The organism is Arthrobacter sp. PL16 (genome assembly GCF_035985055.1).
GTDB lineage: Bacteria > Actinomycetota > Actinomycetes > Actinomycetales > Micrococcaceae > Arthrobacter_D > Arthrobacter_D cheniae.
Map to the genome: position 1 here is coordinate 97,203 of NZ_JAXCIC010000006.1, position 14,981 is coordinate 112,183.

Here is a 14,981-nt window from a genome sequence, read left to right on the forward strand (position 1 = left end):
TGCGTGTGGCGCCTCAGGACTTAGGCTGAGGCCGGGCGCCGGGGCCTACGTGGAGTTCGCAGTCGCCTAATGCTGGTGCCGCAGCCCCACTAGCATGGTGCGGTTCCGGGCTCCGGTCTTCCGGAGCATCGCGCCCACGTGCTTCTCCACCGTCTTGACGGAGATCCCGAGACGCGTGGCGATCTGCTTGTCCGCCAGCCCCTCGGCCAGCAGATCGCGCACCTCGAGTTCGCGGACCGTCAGGTGGGCGGCTGTCGACGTCGGCTCGGCGGTCTGCCTCGTCTCGGCGAGTCGGGTGAAGATCGCCCCGTCCAGCAGGGCGTCACCCCGGGCGGCGGCGACGACGACGCGCGCCACCTCCGCGGGCGTCGAGGACAGCGAGAGGAAACCACGCACTCCCGACGACGCCGCGGCCGCCAGTTGCTCGTCGGTCGGATGGTCGACGACGGCGACCACGGGCCGCTCGATGCTATCCCCATTGGTCGCGCGGGCCTCGGCGTACTGGTCGAGCAGATGCTCGTCGAGGACGATCATGTCCGGCTGCAGCAGGGACACCGCGTCGGTGAGGTCCTCGACGGTGGCGAGTTCACCGAGCACCTGGACAGATGGCTCGGAAGTTTCCAGCAGCCGGACGAGCCCGGCCCGGACGAGCGGCTGGGCGCAGGCGACGAGGACCTTCCAGCGGTCTCGGGAGGCATCGCCGTTGGAGTAGGGCGCCTGCGCGCGGATGCTGGTCCCCCAGCCCGGGGTCGAATCGATATAAAGCTCGCCCCGTAGGTAGTGTGCCCGGGCCACCATGCCGTGGAGGCCGAGTCGGCTGCCCTGCACGCTTCCTATGTCGCTCTCGATGTCCGGTCGCTCGAAGCCGCGCCCGTTGTCCTCGACTACGACGGTCAAACCTGCTTCCTCGTAGAAGATGCCTACTCGGCACGAGGTGGCTCGGGCATGGGCGACGACGTTGGCTACAGCTTCCTGGATGACCATGAAGAGCTGGTGCGCGACGACGGGTGCCAGTTCGTGTGGTTCGCCGGTCACGAGGAGCGTCAGATCGATGGGGTAGCTACTGTCGACGCGGTCCAGTTCCTGGCGCACGGCTTCTTTGAGGGTGCTGCCGGCGAGGCTCGACGGCGCGAGGCCCAGCACGGAGCGTCGGGTCTCGAAAAGGGCTTCATGGGCGAGGACACGGGCCGAGTCGATGTGCTGGATGGAGGGCGATCCGCCCGGCGTGGCCCTATCGGCCCGGTCGAGATGCAGCAGGAGCGAGCCAAGGGACCGGCTGATAGTCTCGTGGACGCCCTGAACGGCCCGTTCGCGTTCACCCGCGACGGCCGCCTCACGCGCCTTCGCCGCAGCGGCCTGGTGGAGCCTGGAGTTCATGATGGCAATCGCGGCATGATTGGCGAAGAGCTCCACGAGGGAGGCGTCTGCTGCCGTGAAGATGCGGCCCGGGCCATCACTGAAGATGGCGAAGGTGCCGATGATGGCGCCGTCCCACGCAATGGGCACCCCGATGACGGCGCTCCCCCACCGAGGATCCGTTGGGTCTATGTGGCCCCTGGGCACGGAGGCGTAGCGGTCGAGGATGACCGTTCCGTGGGTGGCGACGATCTGGCCGGTCAAACCCTCGGTCAGTGGAAAGGTCTGACCCTGGTGGCAACCGACGCCCTGATCCACTTCCTTGCGGTAGTACCCCTCAGCTTCGTGGACTATCGAGATGGAGCCACTCTCGCAGTCGAGGAGTGCGACGGCGTGTCCGAGCACGCGCTCGAGGAGCGGTACCAGTTCGAACTGACCGGCGAGGTCGCCGGCGAGTTCGGTGATGCGGTCGAGCTCGGAGAGTGGGGTCTCACTTGGGCGGGTCTGAATCTGGATCTGGTTCGGCGTGGGAACCTGCGGCATGTACGGCACCTGTCTCCTGCAACCCGGCGCGACGCTGCACACGGGCCTTCAGGATAGCGGGCCGTGCACTAGCTTCGACTGCCTTCGGCTGCGTCCTCTACCGATCGGGACCGTTCATGGGCCCGTAATGCGTTATCGAGCTCCGTCGGGTTTCTGAGGCTGCTGCATTTGCGGCACCTGTCTCCTTTGGCCGGCGCGACGCTGGGCTCGGGGTGGAGGATACCGGGCCGCCAACGGAAAACCAGTAGAGAACCCAAGTTGTCCTTACAGCCAGGGCGCTCCAGCCCCGCTTTGGTTGAAGCCATCCAAAATTGAAGAATGTCCTGAGACATTGAAACGGAGCTCCACTACGTTCCGTAACCGAATAACCCTTGCGCACTAGTGGAGTAACAGCTTCGCTCCGATGCAATCTCATGCCCGCGCCGCCGGCCGTAGATCCCACTTTCCGGGCCAAGTAGTTTGGACAGGTCCCAGCGCGACAACGTGTCATTGATGCGGCATCGACGGCTATCGCGGACGAAAGCAATCAGTCGGAATGACGATTCATGTTCTGGAACTGGGCGCGGACGTCACGGAGGCGTCGCCCGTCTTCCACAGCCCAGAAGTACCAGCCGTTCGTCGCCTTCTTCCGTAAGGCGTGCCCGGCCGCAGACGGCGACGTGTATCGCTTTCCATCAAGCTCAATCGCCCCATCGGCCGTCAGCACCGCTTCTCTACCCTTGAAGTCCCTGTGGGTCGCCAATAACGTGTCGCCTCTTCCCAGAAGCCCGGCCGCGATCAGGTGTTTGAGCTCGACCCAATCCCCAGCTTTCGTCTGAGGATCTATGACTTTGCCGAGATGACCCTCAGGCACGGGCCAGATATCGAGAATGGCGTTAATCAGTTCTGCGGCGCGATTGTCGATGAGCGACTCGTCCCAGTCGTGGTGCTCCGTCTTGCTTACGATCCGGCCGGTGAGCGTAATAGTGTTGTGCTGCAGGAGGGCTGCGCGCTTGGCTGACCAGGGCCCGTTAGATATCTTAGAGTTTAATGACTTCGTCAGAAGGGTAAGGTTCCCCAGCTGGTGCACCCTTGCCTGGCGTGCCTCGTCAGCCTCCGGGGTCTCTACCGGCCAGGTGTCCTTCCAGTTACGCGGCAGGATGTGCTCGATTGGGTACCCCTTACGCTCAACCCGCGGCTGACCGGTTTCGGCTCGAAAGTGGTCCTCGATGGCCTCGAGAAACATACGCAGCCTGCCTCGCGGGAAACGTAAGTACACCGCCTCTGTGCCTAGGGTTAGCCGGACTTCTTCGTCCCCGGGCCAATAGGTGCTGGTGACATTAAGGCGAGCTAAATGACCGATCACTCGCTCCGGGACCTCGCTAGCGGAGGCGCCTATGCTGGCCGCAATAACGTCGGCGACGATACGTCCCAAATCGCTGCCCGACAAGCGGAGCATCTGGCGACGGTATACCCAACTTTCGGCAGCCCGAACAATTCTGTCAATGGCCTCCTGTGGAAGGTTCCGCCCCGGTTCGTACAGCCAAATCAACAACGGCTTCAAGACCTCGACGCCGCTAGCTCGCATCCGATAAAAGGCCATAACCACCGAATCGAAAGACCCGCCAGGTTGCGTTGCGTTCTCCGTCCATGCCTGATACTGCTGGGCTTGATGCTTGATCGTCGGCAGCAAGGCGGCCATCTTCTGACCCGATTCCAGTTCTACCCATGACTTGAACCGGTTGAAGGTAGCCTGCGGACTGACTTCTTCCCCAGTCCTCGCCACCAACCACTGGTTGAGAAAGAGAGAACTGCGGCTGACTAGATTTCGACCAACGCTCACCTCTCGCATCCAAAACTTCGTATCGAAGGGCCAGTCCTCGCGGTACGCCTTTTTCGTGTCTCCGCCCTCACCGTCGAGGCGCTGAAACACAAAGTTGCGCACCAAATCGGCAGCGGTCAAGGGCGTCCCTCGCGCGTTGAGGGTCTCGAAGATTTCCTGTGAGTTCTCTGCTGCCTCCAGCTCGATCGACACAAGCTGCAGACCGTCCAGGAGTACGTTGGTCAGCTCTTTGGCTCTGGCCGTGAAACCATCAACGTCCTGCGTCCCGAGCCATTGCTCAACAACAGTAGAGAAGTACTGGTGCGCGGCCACGATCTGTGAATCCGAGTGTGAGAGATCCTCGTAGTCGATAGGCGAGTCTGCCGCCATAAGTTCGTCGAAAGGCTCCCGGTCCTTGTTCAGGTGGCGGAGCTTGAGAGGACTGTCACCGTCTTCTACATACTTGTCGGAGTTGTGGGTCAGGTCTTCGAGCTGACCGGCGAGCTTCGATAGGTCAGCCTGCGCGAGAAAGGAGCGGGTTGCATCGGCGAGCACTTGCAGGGTAGTTAGCCGCTGCTGGCCGTCGATCACGTTCCAAGTTGTCAGGCGCCTGCTCTGAGCCTCGTGGGACTGGATCACGACGGCCCCGAGAAAGTGTGTGGCGTTAAGATGCGGCTCAGCCATCCGGAGTTCCGCGACGCGCCGTATGTCCTTCCACAGTGGTTCCCACTGCTCAGCCTCTTTCCAAACGTAGGGACGCTGGAATAGGGGGATTACAAAATTCTGCGGCAGATTGAACAGCTGCAGCGGTGTCCGCTTGAAAGTCTCCACGAATATAAACCTACCGGAAACGTCCAGCAAGCTTTCTGCGCACGAAGAGGGTCGGTTCTCACAAGACCTTCACCAAAGGCCTAGATCCGGATCCTGGAGAGCCGCTCATGATCATGCGCGATGAGTGCCGCCCGCGGCACTAAAACTTACTGAGTGAAGGAAACTAGCACCGACGGAATACTAAATAAGCGCGCGGCTAAACGACACCGAGAACCGTTTGCGGATCAGTACCGGATCGGCTGTACTCAGGTCCCACCCCGAGTCGATGCCCAGGATGTTCAGGCGCGCAGAGTTTTAGCACCGACCCCTCAGATGTCGGTGACTTTCAGTTTGCGCAGGAGCGCTTCACGCTGCTCGGCCGGTATGAGCTCCAGTGGCAGACGCCATCGAACCGGGTGTTGCCCTTGGCCCACCGGTTGGCGAGCTTTGCGAGGGTTTTGGTGGGCGATGCCACGCAGACGGGAAGCCCGGTGTTGCGTTGCACGGTCATCTTGATGGTCCTGCCGGTGGTGTGTTGCTCCGGGTGATCGCCGCCGAGGGTCAGGAACGCTTCGTCGATGCTGTAGATCTCGAGGTTGGTGGTGTGCCGGCCGAGGACTTCCATCACGCGCGCACTCATATCCCCGTACAGCTCGTAGTTACTGGAGCGGACCTGCAATCCCCATGCCTTCGCCTGTTCGGCGATCTGGAACCACGGCGCACCCATCGGGATGCCCAAAGCCTTCGCTTCAGCGCTGCGGGTGATCACGCACCCGTCGTTGTTGGACAACACGACCAGGGGCTTGCCCTCCAGAGACGGGTCGAAGGCCCGCTCGGAGGAGACATAGAAATTGTTGACGTCGACCAGGGCGACACTCGAGCTCATGGAAGCAGGAGATCGGATCGATGAATCCGGCTCAGACATGATGCAGGCACCTGGTCGCCACACCCCAGATGACCAAGCTCTCCGGATCCGGAACAGGAATGACCGGGTAGGCGTCGCTGGCTGCGATGAGCGTGATTGTGCTCGAGGCACGTGAGCTGGCATCAGGGTTCGTGACTCGTAACCGCCGGATGATGAGTTCGCCATCGAAAACAGCGATGACCACGGATCCGTCCTTGGGCTGCAGGGCACGGTCGACAATCAGCTCGTCGCCATCGGAGATGCCTGCACCGTCCATCGCGTGACCTGCGACCCGCACGATGTAGGTGCTGGTGACGTCTGGGATGAGATGCCTGTTGAGGTCGATCCGGTCCTCGAACCAGTCCTGGGCGGGAGACGCGAAGCCTGACGGCATCAGCTCCGTACGAGCAGCAGCCGGAGTCGGGCGGCCTAGTGCCGTGCCCGAGGCGCCGAACTCGTCCATGTAGCCGCGCACCTCCCCCTTGCTATGTCTGCCTGCTCTGTAGAGCTGCCCCAGCCCAAGCACCTGATCCTAGACGTCCCCGCTGACACCTGATGCCCGCTCATATACGAAGTGTTTATGCTGAGGCGGCTTGATGTTCGACACTTTCAGCCCCAGTCCCGTGCTTTCCTGAATTTGCCTCGGGTAATCCCGCGGCTGAATGTGAACGGTGTCACTCACAGTCGATACTCTCTTCCTAGGAACGACGGGCAATGGAGTTGGGAAAACAGATGGCTGCACATTTCGACGTCAGCAACGCCAAAGAGGGCATCGGTAGGGCCCTGCGAGGCGCTTCCACTCACATCGTCGAGCAGGCTGGAAGCGTCAAGCAGACTGCCAAAGACGCTACAGAAGCCGCCAAAGACAAAGTCGAGAAACTGGCCGCGAAGGCAGCAGACCCCTACGAAGAGGTCATAGCGCAGTACAACGCAGCCTTCACCGAGATGAGCGACAAGGGAGATACACTCCTGCGCCAGCGCGAACGGTCGGCGGACCTGATCGAGCTCGTCGAATTGCTGGTAAACAGCATCGCGAACACGCCGAAGTCGTTCGAGGCCTCACTAGGTGAGATCGACGGCCAAAGAGCCCAGTTCCTGGATGCGGAGGAGTTCGCCCGGAAGGATCTCGAAGCTGCGAAGCGTTCTGCTGCCGGCGCCGGCGCCGGCTTCGCAACGGGAGCTGCAGTCGTGAGCGTGGCCCCTACGGCTGCCATGTGGGTTGCCACTACTTTCGGTGCCGCGTCCACTGGTACCGCGATTTCCACTCTCTCCGGGGCGGCCGCGAGCAACGCCGCTCTCGCATGGCTGGGCGGCGGCGCCCTGGCCGCTGGAGGTGGAGGCACTGCTGCAGGCGGCGCCCTGCTGGCACTAGCAGGCCCTGTTGGATGGACCGTCGCAGGAGCTTCCCTCCTTGCGTCAATCGCATTGCTCTCGAAGAAGAAGTTAGAAACTCGAGAGGCAAAGCAGGAAGCGCTGGCTGCGCTGAAGCGGAACATCGCGTCGGTCAAGGGCGGCGACGCTCAGATTGATGATCTCCTTCAAAAGACAACGGTGCTTCGCGTCGAGCTGATGGGCTCTTACGTCGGAGCGCTAGCGTGCTTTGGCGCTGACTTCAGGTCGCTTTCGACGTCCCAGCAGGACAGCCTGGCGGTCCTGGTGAACAACACGAAGTCGTGCGCGGCCCTGCTGTCGAAGCGTGTCGAGTGGGTCGTCGTTGATGAATGACTTTACGAAATTCATCAAGAGCAACCAGGAGCAGGCAGTTGCCTCCTGGGTCAACTATCTCAACCAGGTACGCATTGACCAGCTACTGAACTCGTTCAGACAGCAGGACGAGAACCTCCTGAACGCACTGAGCAGCGTCGATGAAGCTACCAAGAGGATCAGTCTCGAGGTGGTCACCTCCAATCGCGGAGGCCAGCACGGCATGCACGGCTTCATCGCGGAGCTTGCGGAAGTGGGCATCGGCAATGCCCGCAAGCAGATCCTCGGCCAAGATTCTGTCTACCAGTGGGTCAACGACAACGGACCCGTAGACCTCGTTCGCAGCGGTGTGGACATCCAGCAGAAATTCGTCGCATCCGGAGGTCGCTTCTCACTGGGAGCAATCGCCGAGCACCTTGAGAAGTACCCCGACTACGTGAAAAACGGCGGGAAGTACCAGATTCCCCGTGATCACTTCGAGGTGGTCGAACGGCTGCGCGCCATGTCACCGGAGGAAGCAGGAAAGCTGTCGCGCAGCGGCGACGGGCCGTCCTTCACGGACTGGCGACGGATCGACGCGTTCTTCCGGCAGGGCTCGATCGACCTGGAATCGCTCGAGCCCTCGACGCTTGAGTACCGTCAAGTTCAAAAGGGCGTCTACGAGTCCACCATGGAGGCCGAGGAAAACTCGCTCCGTTCCACCGATCAGTCCCAGCGCGACAACGCATATCAGAAGAGCCTGCCGACTTTGCGACAAGGAGCGTCAGCGACCCTTACAGCCGCCGCAGTCGAGGGCGGGACGGCTTTCGTGCTGGCCGTGGTCGCCAAGAAGCGGGAAGGGAAGCAGCTTCGAGAGTTCAGTCAGCAGGACTGGCTCGACATCGCAGGCGAAACCGGTCTGAGCTTTGGTAGAGGTGGGATCCGGGGCTCCAGCATCTATGCGTTGACGAACTTCACGGCCACGTCAGCCGCGGCCGCCAGCTCAGTCGTCACCGCGTCCTTTAGCATTGCGGATCAGGCGAACAAGCTCCGCCGCGGTGAGATCGACGAGCTCGAGTTCATCGAAAACGCTGAGCTCCTGTCCTTGGAGGCCGCTGTGAGTGCGCTGTCCTCCTTCGTCGGTCAGGCGGTCATCCCTGTTCCCGTACTAGGTGCCGTCATCGGCAACACAGTGGGAACCATCATGAACAGGACGGTCGCCTCGTCCCTCACCAAGCGAGAGTCTGAGCTTATTGAGCGCTACCTGGACGAGCAACGTGTCCTCGACGAGCAACTCACCACCGAGCACCAGGAACTCGTACAGAAGCTGGACGAGAGCATGTCCAACTATCTCGGACTGCTCGAACGGGCCTTCTCACCTGACATGCAGATAGCACTTCTCGGATCAGCCGAGCTCGCACGACAACTCGGCGTCCCAACAGACGAAATCCTGAACTCCGAGGCAAAAGTCTCTGCCTACTTCCTCGACTAGTGTCGCTAAGTTCCTCTCAAGCGGTTAGTACCGTACACAACCAGGCCCAAACACGCCGCATGCTTCGCGCCCGCTGTTAGGAGACTTGGTGCCCGTGCACGACTCCCTATCGGGCAAACATGCGGTGGGCCCGCATAACGATGGCTTATGAGGTTCGTCAGGTTCGCATGGAAGATTCGTCCTTCACCAGTCTGCGGCCAGATTGAGGCGGGTGATCTTCACTGACGGCTGCCCTCGTCGTGCTAAGCGGCTACTGCGCCACCGCGGCCGCCTCCACATAGACGTCGGCCGGCATGGGCCGGTGCAGCTTCCAAGTGATGGCAATCGGCTTCTCCCCCGAATGCTGCACATAATCCACCGCACCCAAGCAGGTGTACGGCACAGCAAGCCCGGTCTCGTCCTCTGCAGTGGGCCGCGTGAAGATCAGAACGTGAGAACCATGTCCCTTCCGGTCGAGGTACCGCTGCCCGGTCGGGCTTGAGTGCGACGTTGCGTTCTGAGATTCCCAGTGGAACAACTCCGGACTGATTGCATAGTCCTTGTACATCGTCGACGCTGAATGATTTTTGTCGTCCTTGTTGAGCGTTACGAAGAAGGCGTCCGTCGAGGTTTGGGGACACCAGGCAACGCCCTCGCGGTGCTGCACGTTCTTGCCTGATTCCAGCGAGCCATAACCGAGAGCTGCAAGTACCTCCGCTCGGCGGTAGGTCGCATGTGACAGCAGTGGAACGTGCTGCAACCCGAAGCCGAGGCCCTTGCCCGCGTGCCGCGATGTCGCCACCCCAAGCTCAATCAACTGCCGAATCTCGCTGCACACGAAACGGTATTGGCGAAGGTGATTGAGGCCGGCGTCGTACGTGCTGAATCCGCCGCCATCGTTCCACAGCGTGTAGAACAGCATCCGCGCGAAGGTCTGCTCGCGCAGACCGAGCTCAGCGTAGGGCGGGCACTCCGGATCAACGAGCTCCGCATACGCCTTTCCGCGCTCGGGATCATCGACGTGCAGGAAGCGCACCATCCGATCGAGGAGCTTTCGCTCGTTCTGATTAGTGAGTTCGAGGATTTGCTGACCCGTACCAGCTTCCGCGAGAGAGCCGATCAAGCCTGCCTGGCGTAGGTGGCCGGTCCAGGAGTCCTTTGTGTTCCGATACAGCTGCTTCAGGTCATTGCCGGACTTCTCGAGATAGGAAGCCAAGTTCGTCCCGCCGTAGGAGGCGATGTCCTGAACGAGTTGCGACCGATTGAACCGCAGCTGAGACCTGATGTTGTCGAGGACGACCTTCTGAGCAACACGATCGAGGATGATCTGCGATCCAGACGGAAGGTATGGGAACTCGTCCTCCACAGCTTTCTCAAGTTGCTTCCGCCCGTAACCGGTGAGGGCTCTGTACCGGAGGTCGAACCGGAACTCACGGCGTTGTTGGCCAATGAAGTCCAACACAGTGAGTACGGACTTCCCTTCGGCTCTCCTAAGTCCACGGCCGAGTTGCTGGAGGAAAACTGTCGAGCTCTGGGTGGGACGCAGGAGGAGCACCGTGTCCACCTGCGGTAGGTCGAGGCCCTCGTTGAAAAGATCAACGGTGAAGAGACAGTTGATCGTGGAGTCTCGCAACAGCGCGAGGGCGAGCGCTCGCGCTGCCTCGTCGGTACCACCATCGACAGCAAGCGAGCGAATCCCCGCCCGGTTGAAGACCTCCGCCATGTAGTGCGCGTGCTGAACTGATACGCAGAACCCAAGCGCGCGCATGTCATCGGTATTGGTGACCTTGTCGCGCAATTCTCGAATCACCTTCGCCGCGCGGGCGTCGTTACCGGTGTAGAGGCGGTTGAGTTGCCCAACGTCGTAGTTGCCGCGCTTCCATTCCAGCTGACTGAGGTCGACGTCGTCTGACACTCCGAAGTAGTGAAACGGCACCAGGAGGTCAGCGTCCAAAGCATCCCAGAGGCGAAGCTCGCTTGCAGTCCGACCATTGAAGAACTGTTGAGCCACGTCCACGCCGTCGCCCCGTTCAGGAGTGGCCGTCAAACCGAGCAACTGCTGCGGGCGGAGATGGTTGATGAGACGGCGATAGCTTGGCGCCATGGCATGGTGGAATTCGTCAATAACGACGACGTCGAAGGAATCTGATTCCAGCGTTTCGATTCCGCGTGAGGCGAGCGATTGCACCGACGCGAAGACGTGGTTCCATTGCGTTGGCTTGTTGTCTCCCACGTAGAGCTCGCCAAACGCGCCGTCCTGCATCACGGTGCGATAGGTACTTAGCGCTTGCTTTAGAATCTCCCGTCGGTGCGCCACGAAGAGCAGCTTGAGGCGCCGGCCCGCTGCTTCGCAGAGGCGCTGATAATCAAGAGCGGCGATCACGGTCTTGCCGGTGCCGGTTGCCGCAACCATGAGGTTTCGCGCGTGACCTTTAAGTCGTTCAGACTCGAGATCCTCGAGCATCTCGATCTGGTGCAGGTACGGCTCTAGCTCAAGTCCAGTTTCGGTCTTTGATGCACCGGTGCGTCGACCACCGTTGCGTTCGAGCGCCGCATCAAGTTTGTCGCCGTCCCGCACAGGGTCGTAGGGCTGGAAGGCGCGCTGTGCCCAGTAGCTATCGAAGGTCACCTCGAACTTCTTGAGTAGGTCGGGCGTGGCGACGGAGCTGAGGCGCACGTTCCATTCCAGCCCGTCGACCAAAGCTGCCTTGCTCAAATTCGAGCTGCCCACGTAAGCCGTGTCAAAACCGGTGTTGCGACGGAACAACCACGCTTTTGCATGCAACCGCGTCGCTTGCGATTCGTAGCTGATCTTGACCTCGGCGCCGTATCGATTCACCAACTCGTCAATCGCTCGGCGTTCAGTAGCGCCCATATAGGTGGTCGTTATGACGCGAAGCTTTACCCCACGCTCGGTCAATCGCTCGAGAGCCGGGTGGAGAAGCCTGAGCCCGGTCCATCGAACGAAGGCACAGAGAAGGTCGACGGTGTTGGCGGACTCCATCTCAGCCCGCAGCTCCGCCGCCAAGTTCGGTTCATCTCTGCCATTCGTCAGGAGCGCTGAGTCGGAGAGCGCCGTCGCGGGCCGACGGAGGTCGCGCTGCTTCACTGACTCGGGCTTGTGTAACGATAGGAGTTGCGACGGGCCCTGATCAATTACATCGCTGGATGAAAGTACCTCTAAAAGTTGATTGGCTAGCGCAAGTCGGGTTTCGGGCTCTGCTCTCGACATCGCAACACTCAACGCCCTGGCCACGTACTGGGATACGGCTACAAGCGCATCGCTTTCGCTAAGCGGCTCAACTGTTGCTTCGAGTTCAGGCACACCAACTAAGCGCTCTGATAGCGAGCGAGTAACGAGCGTCTCGTAGAGCCCTTCGGCCAATTCCTGCTGCGATACTCTCCCATCGATTTTCTCCACCGTTACAGAGTAAGTCGGTGCTGCGACAAATACCGGCAGCTAGGTATGGCGAAGCACACGCGGCGCTCGCATCAGGGCAATACACGCGCTTCACAATTCAACGTTGTCACAGCCAATCCATCGACGTAGGTTGCGCCCAGGTGACTGACACCCGGCATTCGCGCTGGCTGACCTGACACTTATTGCTACCCGGCACGCTGCACTCGAAATCGGTCACTTACCCCTGCCAACTCAGCCTCAACCTGCGCAATGGCTTGAGCTGGCACCGCAGCGGAGCGGAAAGACACCGGCGATCCACCCCCCCCTAGGACCATAAGAGCCTTAACTGCCGCGCCACGCCGTGTCCCGTCGAAGTGCGAACTCTCGCCTACTTGACACTCTTCGCCTCAATGTCCCATCGATCTCATCAAAGGCTGTATCTTGCTCTGTTGAAAGGAACCGAGGTGAGACACATTGCTGAGACCACGGTCCGAGGCCGTAGCCCCCGCAGATGCTGACCCAGCGTGGTCCTCACCGAGGCATCCGGCCCATCCTAGGAAGGGATCCTTCGGCTGGACTGAACTGACTGCTCGGCGACCGAACTGGGGAGTCCCCCAGTCACAACGGTTCCCGGTCTCGCAGTCTGTACTATGTCAGCGTTCCCCTGCACGTCGTCTCGAAACCAACCGACCTGTCGGGAAGTTTCGCCCATGACGCGAAGACACGGTAGCAAGACAGCGAAGAAACAATGACGGCGGGCGACGGGCAGTGTCTCATCCCCTCGTGCCGCAACTTATGGGATACAAGACACTTGTATGTCGTTTCTCGTGCAGGTGCTCATTGCAGCACTACGAGCGAGTTACTTGAGCTTTATGCTCGCTGCTACCCTCTCCTGTCGGGGCGGAGATTGACACTGTGACATGAGACGTAATATTCTCAGTCCATGATTACTGATGCCGTCGCTGAGATGCTCGAGCGGGTCGCGGTCGAGATTCGAGAAGTTTACGAGGAGCGCGGCCACAACGTTGACTCGGCACTTGCTCAAGATCCGGCGTTTGACGCGTCTGGTCGCAGCCGTTCCTCGCTAAGCCGTGACCTTATTGCAGAAGCATTTATGGCTGGTGCATCGCGGGTGGGCTTCGATCTCGACTCAGGAGCGGGCGGCGCAAAGCAGTTCCGCGTCGACTTGGGTCGAACCTTTGGTCTCGTCCGCCTAAGGAAGGCGGAAGTAACAGCAGACGGTTCTTACAAAGTTGTCGCGAACAGCTCTTCTACATGGGGAGATGTCGATGAGGACACGTTGTTCGCAGAAGAACCTTATGTCCTCGGGTACACCCTCGTTTCTGGCCAGGTAGGGGACATTTTCCTCGCAAAAGTCAACGGGGTAATAGAGGGCAACCCTGGCGAACTCGTTCTTGGACCTGCCGTGCTCCTCGGAGGACGTAGCCCCATTACGGACGGTTCCTTCGAGCCCGAGATCGACGACAAGCTTCCCGGATTCGACGAGGGCGAATCTGACGAGACTGCTTCTGGCGCCGCATGATCGGGTGCTCGAACGGACGTAGCACATGGATAAGGTGATGGATATTCAAAGCGTTGGACATCGAGTTCGGCGATTGCGCCTAGCGTCTGGACTCGGTCAGGTCGAACTGGCTGATCGCATCGGGATCGCTTCCGGTACCGTGTCGATGATTGAGACTGGGGCGCTTCCGCTTCCCCAAGCTCACATCGGACCACTCGCGCAAACTCTCGGCGTCACGGAGGCCTACCTTCTTAGGAGTCGAGCTGAACCCGTCACGACCCGACCGTTGCTACGCGCCTATGCAGACGCGCCGAAGAAGCTTGTGGACACGCTGTCCTCAGACATCGTTACCGCTATTGAGGCGATAGAGGACTTGTCGCTTAAACGCGTGCCAGACTCACTCCTCTATTACGACGAAGATCTGAACGACGACGATGCCATCGAACGGTTCGCTGCCGAGGTCAGAACCCGCGCACGGCTATCTGGGCATGAGATCATCGACAGCGCAATCCGAACTGCAGAGCGACTTGGTTGCCTCGTACTTCCCATGGACAGTGAACTTGGCCGCCACCTTGGCATGTCAATGCGGGTGGATGACGTACCCGTCCTTCGCGTGAGTAGGTCGTCTTTAAACCAAGAACACGCTGTTCCAGGTGACCGCCAACGATTCACTGTCGCTCATGAGCTCGGTCATCTTGTTCTGCACCATGCTTCTCCTCAGCCAGCTAACCCAGCGGCAGCGACAAAAATGGAACGTGAAGCCCACCGATTTGCGTCGGCTTTTCTTGCCCCAGGCGACGCTGTAGTTGATGATCTCGCTGCCTTAGGGGGGAGGGTCACTCTCTCCAACCTCGCAAGCCTCAAGCAGAAATGGGGTCTTTCGATCAAGGCGTTCGTGGTCCGATTCCAACAGCTCGGAGTAATTGATGACGACCAAGCGCGAAGCCTCTACAAACAGATCTCGGCGCGCAAATGGAACAAACAAGAGCCCATCGCCGTGGCGAACGAATCCGCAGTCTGGGTACAGCGCGCTATCGCCAAACAGTTCCCTGGTTCAGCCGACCTAGTCGGTGATGCCGCTCAGCGTAGCGGTTTGGATAGAAGGTACTTTCACACCTGGATGGACTGGAGCCCCGAGGCCTCTAGTTCCGCAGACCTCGTTAGCTTGGCCGCCGTTCGCGAACGCAAGCGCGCCGGGTCGGCTAAATCAAGAACGGTGGGGAGGTGAAAAGTATGGCAAAAGGTGACATCAGCACGTACAACGAAGACGGCGCCTGGAAGTCGAAGGTAGAGGGCAGCTCTCGTGCCGCCCACTCAGGTGGTTCGAAGGCAGAACAGCAGTCCGTCGGGCGTGACATGGCCCGTGATCGTGGGGTCGAGCACACAATCCGGAATATCAACGGACAGATTGGCGCAAAGAACTCCTATGGAAGCGATCCCAACCCGCCGAAGGGGTAGTTGCAAACCGACAGACAAGCGACCCGAGCCGAG

Annotated in this window: 10 protein-coding genes; 5 read left to right on the forward strand and 5 right to left on the reverse strand. The window is 60.3% G+C overall.

Translation table 11 applies throughout. The features are described from left to right. Positions 1-66: 66 nt before the first annotated feature. The 4 genes from RCH21_RS12950 to RCH21_RS12965 form a co-directional block, all read right to left on the reverse strand. Positions 67-1,899, reverse strand: coding sequence for a hybrid sensor histidine kinase/response regulator transcription factor (locus RCH21_RS12950; protein WP_326964731.1), 1,833 nt, complete (start codon positions 1,897-1,899; stop codon positions 67-69). A 526-nt stretch (positions 1,900-2,425) separates the two neighbouring features. Then, a complete protein-coding gene (locus tag RCH21_RS12955) occupies positions 2,426-4,531 on the reverse strand; it encodes a GmrSD restriction endonuclease domain-containing protein (RefSeq protein WP_326964732.1) in 2,106 nt (701 codons plus the stop codon). Between the two features lie 325 nt (positions 4,532-4,856). Beyond that, positions 4,857-5,396, reverse strand: a complete 540-nt coding sequence (locus RCH21_RS12960; RefSeq protein ID WP_326964733.1) for a Y-family DNA polymerase — start codon at positions 5,394-5,396, stop codon at positions 4,857-4,859. A 31-nt stretch (positions 5,397-5,427) separates the two neighbouring features. Further along, positions 5,428-5,808, reverse strand: coding sequence for a LexA family protein (locus tag RCH21_RS12965; protein WP_326964853.1), 381 nt, complete (start codon positions 5,806-5,808; stop codon positions 5,428-5,430). 320 nt (positions 5,809-6,128) lie between these two features. On the opposite strand from RCH21_RS12965, the gene RCH21_RS12970 reads away from it, so the two are divergent. Next, positions 6,129-7,139, forward strand: coding sequence for a hypothetical protein (locus RCH21_RS12970; RefSeq protein WP_326964734.1), 1,011 nt, complete (start codon positions 6,129-6,131; stop codon positions 7,137-7,139). After that, a complete protein-coding gene (locus tag RCH21_RS12975) occupies positions 7,132-8,589 on the forward strand; it encodes a hypothetical protein (protein WP_326964735.1) in 1,458 nt (485 codons plus the stop codon). Before RCH21_RS12970 ends, RCH21_RS12975 begins: the two co-directional genes overlap by 8 nt. A 250-nt stretch (positions 8,590-8,839) precedes the next feature. Here RCH21_RS12975 and RCH21_RS12980 read toward each other — a convergent pair whose 3' ends face one another. After that, a complete protein-coding gene (locus RCH21_RS12980; protein WP_326964854.1) occupies positions 8,840-11,953 on the reverse strand; it encodes a DUF3427 domain-containing protein in 3,114 nt (1,037 codons plus the stop codon). A 958-nt stretch (positions 11,954-12,911) separates the two neighbouring features. On the opposite strand from RCH21_RS12980, the gene RCH21_RS12985 reads away from it, so the two are divergent. From RCH21_RS12985 to RCH21_RS12995, 3 genes are read left to right on the forward strand one after another with little or no spacing between them, the layout of a single operon-like run. Further along, positions 12,912-13,511, forward strand: coding sequence for a hypothetical protein (locus tag RCH21_RS12985; protein WP_326964736.1), 600 nt, complete (start codon positions 12,912-12,914; stop codon positions 13,509-13,511). Between the two features lie 25 nt (positions 13,512-13,536). Further along, positions 13,537-14,718, forward strand: coding sequence for a helix-turn-helix domain-containing protein (locus tag RCH21_RS12990; RefSeq protein WP_326964737.1), 1,182 nt, complete (start codon positions 13,537-13,539; stop codon positions 14,716-14,718). Positions 14,719-14,723: 5 nt separating this feature from the next. Further along, positions 14,724-14,948 (forward strand): DUF2188 domain-containing protein, encoded by a 225-nt coding sequence (locus tag RCH21_RS12995; protein ID WP_326964738.1) that lies wholly within the window; start codon positions 14,724-14,726, stop codon positions 14,946-14,948. The last annotated feature ends 33 nt before the right edge of the window (positions 14,949-14,981 follow it).